The sequence below is a fragment of the Candidatus Magnetominusculus dajiuhuensis genome, from assembly GCF_046044395.1.
GTDB lineage: Bacteria > Nitrospirota > Thermodesulfovibrionia > Thermodesulfovibrionales > Magnetobacteriaceae > Magnetominusculus > Magnetominusculus dajiuhuensis.
On sequence record NZ_JBJUSG010000158.1, the window covers coordinates 1 to 6,953 of the forward strand.

General features: G+C 47.5%; 6 protein-coding genes. All 6 read left to right on the forward strand.

The genetic code is table 11. From position 1 onward, the window contains the following. Positions 1 to 521 precede the first annotated feature (521 nt). The 6 genes from bamA (at position 522) to AB7D94_RS15610 (ending at position 6,635) form a co-directional block, all read left to right on the forward strand. Complete coding sequence (bamA, locus tag AB7D94_RS15585; protein ID WP_420266910.1) at positions 522 to 2,861, forward strand: outer membrane protein assembly factor BamA; 2,340 nt, start codon at positions 522 to 524, stop codon at positions 2,859 to 2,861. Between the two features lie 97 nt (positions 2,862 to 2,958). Beyond that, positions 2,959 to 3,483 (forward strand): OmpH/Skp family outer membrane protein, encoded by a 525-nt coding sequence (locus tag AB7D94_RS15590; RefSeq protein ID WP_420266911.1) that lies wholly within the window; start codon positions 2,959 to 2,961, stop codon positions 3,481 to 3,483. 8 nt (positions 3,484 to 3,491) lie between these two features. Further along, positions 3,492 to 4,520, forward strand: coding sequence for a UDP-3-O-(3-hydroxymyristoyl)glucosamine N-acyltransferase (lpxD, locus tag AB7D94_RS15595; RefSeq protein ID WP_420266913.1), 1,029 nt, complete (start codon positions 3,492 to 3,494; stop codon positions 4,518 to 4,520). Positions 4,521 to 4,591: 71 nt separating this feature from the next. After that, positions 4,592 to 5,044, forward strand: coding sequence for a 3-hydroxyacyl-ACP dehydratase FabZ (gene fabZ / locus AB7D94_RS15600; protein WP_420266914.1), 453 nt, complete (start codon positions 4,592 to 4,594; stop codon positions 5,042 to 5,044). A 2-nt stretch (positions 5,045 to 5,046) separates the two neighbouring features. Further along, the gene (lpxA, locus tag AB7D94_RS15605) at positions 5,047 to 5,826 is read left to right on the forward strand and encodes an acyl-ACP--UDP-N-acetylglucosamine O-acyltransferase (RefSeq protein WP_420266916.1); all 780 of its coding nucleotides are present in this window, start codon (positions 5,047 to 5,049) and stop codon (positions 5,824 to 5,826) included. Beyond that, complete coding sequence (locus AB7D94_RS15610; RefSeq protein WP_420266917.1) at positions 5,811 to 6,635, forward strand: LpxI family protein; 825 nt, start codon at positions 5,811 to 5,813, stop codon at positions 6,633 to 6,635. The genes lpxA and AB7D94_RS15610 overlap by 16 nt, the downstream gene beginning before the upstream one ends. Positions 6,636 to 6,953 lie beyond the last annotated feature (318 nt).

Consider the following 6,953-nt stretch of genomic DNA (forward strand, 5'->3'; position numbering starts at 1 on the left):
ATTCGTTGTCCTTATATATATGTCCAAAATTCGCATGAATGCCCTCTAAAGCCAGTAAATACGCCGGTTTCCTATTCGCATGGATTTCCTGAATGGCTGCTTTCAACAAAAAACGCTACTAAATTGTATCTACACGACATTATTGTAGCCTTTAAATTGGTAACTGAGCCAGTAAATCGTTGATATTACAATATATATTATTTTGACATGGGGTAAATGGGTACAAGATGATATTCCAGCCCTGTGCATAACCTGCATTTGTAACCTCCTGCCGTCCTTTGATCATACCGCGTTTGCCCTGCCCTACCCTCGAAAAATCCAGCGCCTGAAAAATAATTTCACTATCGCACGGTTTTATAAAAAAAACTATTTACAGGAATGCTTCAAATGTTTATACTACTGGAGCAGTTAAACAGCGTGAGTAACTCGTTGATGCGCGTCGGGCTTGTCGGGGCGCGTGTTGCTTGTTAGGCCGCGCGTAACTTAATTAAACGAGTATAACTTTTTAGAGGAAAAATCAAATGAAAACGAACCGATTAAGACGATTAATATCTATGTTGTTGACATTTACGCTTGCACTTTCGTTCATATTGACTATGAACTATCCGGCTTATGTCCTGGCCGAACCGGCACCCTCAACCAACGTAAAACCAACGTCGCAGCCACCTTCACCAGCCGCATCCCCCGCGCCCTCCACCGAACCTCTCGTTATCTCCATTGAGGTCAGGGGCATTAAGCGAATCGAAGAAGGGGCTATAAAGTCCAAGCTCACTCAAAAAACCAATCAACCCCTCTCACAGGACAAGATATCCGAGGACGTCAAGGCCGTTTACAAACTTGGATATTTCGACGACGTCAAGGTTGAAACAGAGTTTTTCGAAGGCGGACTCAAGGTCGTTTATATTGTCAAGGAAAAACCTACTATAACCAAGATAACCTTCTACGGCAACGACGAACTTGACGAGAAAAAGCTCAAGGAAAAAATCACCGTCACGGCTGGCTCTATCTCGGACAACACCCTGATTCAGGACAATGTCAAAAAGATGAAGGACTACTATGACAGCGAAGGCTATTATCAGTCGGAGATTTATCCAATCCTCAACTTCGTCAGAGACGGCGAGGTCACTCTGACATTCCAGATTAAAGAGGGGCCTAAGCTCAAGATTCGCAAGGTCGAGATAACCGGAAACGAACACCTGACCACAAAGCAGATTAAAAAGGTGCTGAATACCTCCAGGTGGTGGATACTCTCATTTTTCGACGGCACAGGTTTCGTAAAAAAGGACGCCCTTGACGAGGACATCTCAAATATCCAAAACCTCTACATGGACCATGGCTATTTAAATGTCAAAATTGCCGAGCCAAAGGTGGAAGTCAACGAAAATGGCCTGACCGTGCGATTCGATATCAGCGAGGGCCAGCCGTATAACCTCGAGTCTGTTAAACTGACTGGCAATACCGCCTTCGACAATGATAATCTCTCGAAACTTGTCCTTATGAAGCCGGGAAGCCTCTTCAACAAATCTGAGCTGACCAAGTCCATTGCCGCCATCACCGACTACTACACGGAAAGGGGCTATGCAACGGCGGCGGTAACCCCAGGCGTGTTCCCAAACGAGACCTCCCTTACCGTAAAGGTTGACCTGAGAATCGAAGAGGGCAAGGTATATAAAATCGGTACTATAGAATTTTCCGACAACACAAAAACCCGCGACAAGGTACTAAGGCGCGAGATGACAATAAATGAAGGAGACACGTTTGACAGCAAAAAAATAAAGCGCAGCTACCAAAACATCAAAAACCTCGACTTCTTCGACAATGTTGATGTAGCTCCAAAACCGCAGCCCGACTCCGACATAGTGGATGTTGATGTGAAGGTAAAGGAGAAGATGACGGGCTTTATAAGCGTAGGCGGTGGCTACAGCTCGGTTGACCATGTGATAGGAATGGTTCAGTTGACCCAGACAAACCTCTTTGGCACGGGAGACTACGCCAAGATAGCCACAGAGTTCGGCGGGTCTTCCCTCTATGAGTTTACGTATAAAAAACCGTGGTTTCTGGATAAACCATACACGTTAAGCGGCAGTATTTACAGGCTGGACAAGGCGTACATTGATTACAGCCGTAAGGCAACCGGCGTGGTCATAGGCATAAGCAAGAGATTCTGGGAATATTGGGAGACAGGCGTTGCCTACCGTTTCGAGGCGGTGGACATACACGATGTGCAAAACACGGCATCGCAACTGATAATAGACCAGCAGGGATACTCAACAACGGGCAGCATTACGCCGTCCATATCGCGCGACACCAGAGACAGCTACATAGACCCCACGGTCGGCTCAAGAAACAGCGCGTATTTTACCTTCGCAGGTGCATTGGGCTCCAATCATTTCATAAAAACCGGCATTGAGTCCCTATGGTTCTTTCCGTTTATCGGCTCAACAACATACTCAATCAGGGGGAGGTACGGCTATGCGTCCGGTTATGGCGGCAACCCGCTGCCGTTATATGAAAGATTCTATGTAGGTGGTATAACTACATTGAGGGGTGTTGGTTTTGGTGAGGCCGGGCCGCAGGACTCTGACGGCACGTACATCGGAGGAACCAGCCAGTTATTGGTGAATAACGAAATTATATTCCCCATATTCCCTGAGATAAAATTAAAAGGCGTGTATTTCGTGGATGTTGGGTCATCCTTTGGAAATGGCGTAACGTTGACCGATGTCAAGTACACAACGGGTGCCGGTGTACGGTGGATATCTCCATTTGGCCCGATACGCCTTGAGTACGGCGTTAACCTCAGAAGGACAAGCGGGGAGCCTATGGGTAGATTTGAGTTTTCTTTCGGGAGTTTCTTTTAACCCGGGGGTTTTCTTAAATTGCTAAAAATGGATTAAATAGGGTATCATAGCTGAGGAGTGTCCTGTGGTGGATACTGAAAAATACTTAGGAGGAAAGATGAAGAAAGTTTCGATGGTGTTAGTGATGGTCGTTGCGCTTATATTTGCTGCCTCGGCGGCGAAGGCTGCTCCGCAGAATGTAAAAATTGGTTTCGTGGATATACAAAAGGTGATAAACGAATCCGAGCCAGGCAAAAAGGCAAAAGAGGCGTTAGAGGTCCAGATAAAGGGCCACCAGACTAAGATTGAGGAAAAGGAAAAGGCAATTGACGCTATGAAGGCCGATTTAGACAAAAAAGGCTCTGCCCTTTCCGAAGATGCGAAGAAGAAAAAACAGGACGAAATGCAGACCATGGTCAGAGATTTGAAGAGAATGGCGGCTGAGGCTCAGGAAGAGGTAAGGAAAAAAGAGGCCGATCTCACAAAAGATGTCTTCACCGATATCAGGGGATTAATTCGCCAGATTGGAAAGGATGATGGATATACGGCGATATTGGAAAGCAGCGCTGTCCTCTATTCCATGGAAAATGTTGACCTGACAGATACGATTGTAAAGAAACTAAACAATCTGAAGAAAAAATAGTCTGCCGTATGAAGCTCATTGAGATATCCGATATGTTGGGTGGCCGCGTAACAAGCGGCCACGACATAAATATCGAGGGGGCATGCGGCGTCAACGACGTCAAAGATGGCCAAATCACATATCTCACAGACCGGAGGCTTGCCGATAAGTTAGCAAACTCACAGGCAAGCGCCGTGCTGGTCAAGCGCGAACAACAGGATATTGTAATCCCACAGGTCATTGTTGGCAATCCCTCTCTTGCTTTTTCAAAACTCCTGAGGATGTTTTATGTAAAGCAATACACTGCGTTGGGCGTCATGGACGGCGCTCATATTGCTGAAGGGGTAACACTCGGCAAGGACGTGACCATATACCTTGGGGCATGTATCCGTCCCGGCGCTGTAATAGGAGATAAAACTACCGTCTATCCCGGCGTCTATATAGGTGATAACACGGTTATAGGGCAGGAGTGTGTGATTTATCCTAACGTAACCATACGCGAGGACTTAACAATAGGCAGCCGGGTTATAATCCAACCCGGGGCGATAATAGGTTCAGACGGTTTCGGTTATGAAATGGACGGCGGGCGGCACATAAAAATCCCTCAGGTAGGTACCGTCATAATAGAAGACGACGTAGAAATCGGCGCAAACACAACCATAGACAGGGCATCCACGGGTGCTACGGTAATAGGGGCTGGCACTAAAATAGACAACCTCGTCCAGATAGCGCATAACGTAAAGATTGGCAAACACTCAATCATCATTGCCCAGTCGGCCATTGCCGGCAGTTCCTCGCTTGGCGACTATGTCGTACTTGCCGGGCAGGTCGGCGTTTCTGACCATGTGGATATTGAATCAGGCGTAAGGGTGGGTGCCCAGTCCGGCGTGATGGATAATCTCAAGGCTGGTTCCTACATGGGTTCACCCTCCCTCCCCCATTTACAGCACAAAAGGTCGTTTATACTATTCTCAAAACTGCCTGAGCTAAACGAAAGGATAAACACTTTAGAGAGGCAATTGGCCGGGTTAAGCAAAGACACAACAATCAAACACTAACATGGGGGTCCCGTTTATCATGACGGGTTTAAAAATACACGTCGGATGAAATACGAGGAGGACATAACAGTATGATAAACATTATGGAGATACTAAAGACACTGCCGCATAGATACCCCTTTTTGATGGTAGATAAGGTCACCGAACTGGTGCCCGGAGAAAGCGCCGTCGGGATAAAAAACGTAACGATAAACGAACCTTTTTTCCAGGGCCACTTCCCCGGCAATCCCGTAATGCCGGGTGTGTTAATCGTTGAGGCACTGGCACAGGTCTCAGGCGTGCTGGCCTTTAAGTCAGGGGTAGAAGGTAATACGGTGTATTTTATGAGTATAGAAAAGGCCAAGTTTAGAAAACCCGTGCTACCAGGTGACTGCCTGCAACTCATCATAAAAACCATCCAAAAACGCGGCAAGGTTTGGAGATTTTCCGGCAGGGCAACAGTGGACGACAACACAGTGGCAGAGGCCGAGTTCACGGCAATGATAACCGATGTAAAAGACCTCGTCGCCGGGGAGGTCAAATAACTATGCAGATACACCCAACAGCCATCGTCGGCTCAGATACAGAAATCGCCGAAGAGGCAGTCATAGGTCCTTTTTGCATAGTAGGCAATGCCGTTAAAATAGCTAAAGGCACTCGCTTAATCTCAAATATCGTGATTGACGACAACACGGAAATAGGTGCTAACTGCACCATACACCCCTTTGCCGGAATTGGATTCCCGCCACAGGATTTAAAATACGATGGTAGGAAAACCGGCGTCAGGATAGGCAGCGATACAATAATCAGAGAATACTCCACAGTCCACAGGGCGTCAGTAGGCGGTGATGGCCTGACAGAAATAGGCAGCAACTGCTTCATCATGGCATACGTCCACATTGCCCACGACTGTAAGGTCGGCAATCACGTGGTAATGGCAAACGCTGCCACGCTGGCCGGACATGTCATCGTTGAGGAACACGCGGTAATAGGCGGCATCGTAGCGGTACACCAGTTTACAAGAATAGGCGCTTACTCAATGGTCGGCGGCTTTAGCGGTATCGGGCAGGATGTCCCGCCGTATACAATTGCCTCTGGTGCCAGGGCAAAACTCTACGGCCTCAACAGCATCGGGTTAAAACGAAAGGGTTTCACTGACGAGCAGATTCAAAACCTGAAAAAGGCATATAAAATCCTCTTCCGCGACAAACACACATTAAAAGAGGCTATCAAACAAGTCGAACATGAACTGGACATGACCGATGAGATAAAGGTGCTTATTGAGTTCATATCTAACAACAAAAGGGGTATATGCCGCAAGACATGACCAAGACCATCGGATTAATCGCCGGCATGGGCTATCTGCCTATGGCGGTTGCCGACGAGGCACGCCGACAGGGCTACCGGGTCTTTGCGGTTGGCCTTGAGCCGGTCGTCAACGAGGCCCTCAGGGACTATGTTGATGAGTTTACCACTGTAAATGTGGCCAAACTCGGCGCACTGATAAAGACGCTGAAAGGGGCTGGCCTGACTGAGGCCGTTATGGCGGGAAAGGTGCCCAAATCCCTTCTGTATAAAAACATGGCAATGCCGGATATGAGGACAGTGTCGTTCATGTTGAAGTTAAAAAACCACAACGACGACTCCATTCTCAATGCCCTCGTGGAGGAGTTTGCCTCAGAAGGCATAACCATGCTCAACATAACCGACTTCACATCGGGCATGATTACCCCTGCCGGACTTCTGACAAAAAAAGGGTTATCAAAGGAAGAGCAAAAGGACATTGATTTTGGTTTTCCCCTCGCAAAGGAAATGGGACGGCTTGACATCGGGCAAACCATAGTGGTAAAGGGACGCGCGGTCATGGCGGTCGAGGCAATTGAGGGCACTGATATGGCCATCCTAAGAGGCGGTGAACTGGCAGTGTCGGGCGCGGTTGTTATAAAGACCAGCAAACCGGCCCAGGACAAGCGCTTTGACTATCCCGCCGTCGGGCTTGACACGATAGCCGCAATGAAGACAGTAAAGGCCAGGGTGCTGGGCCTTGAGGCAGACAACACACTGATAGTCCAAAAGGACGCGGTTATTAAAGATGCCCAGGCTGCCGGAATCTCCATAATAGGTGTGAAATATTAAATTCTGTCAAATGCCTATGAAATTAACTATGGTGGAGGGTTCTCTGGATTCCTGCGGAAGCAGGAATATAGTTTTCTCACGGTAAATTTGTTCTGACGAATAAAACAAGTTTTCATTGGAAGTTGCAATGATTTCTGGACTGTCCTTTTCTTAGTCCGTCATTCCGTCCTAATTTTGTCATTCCGGCTTGTCTAGAATCTGTCCTTATATCTCAGAATAGGAAAAATCATCATGAAACAACCATTTAAGGGACGATTCTGGACAGTAAGCGTCTAAATAACTACACCCGCTGGGTTACCGGCAAGAGTACCCCCTATC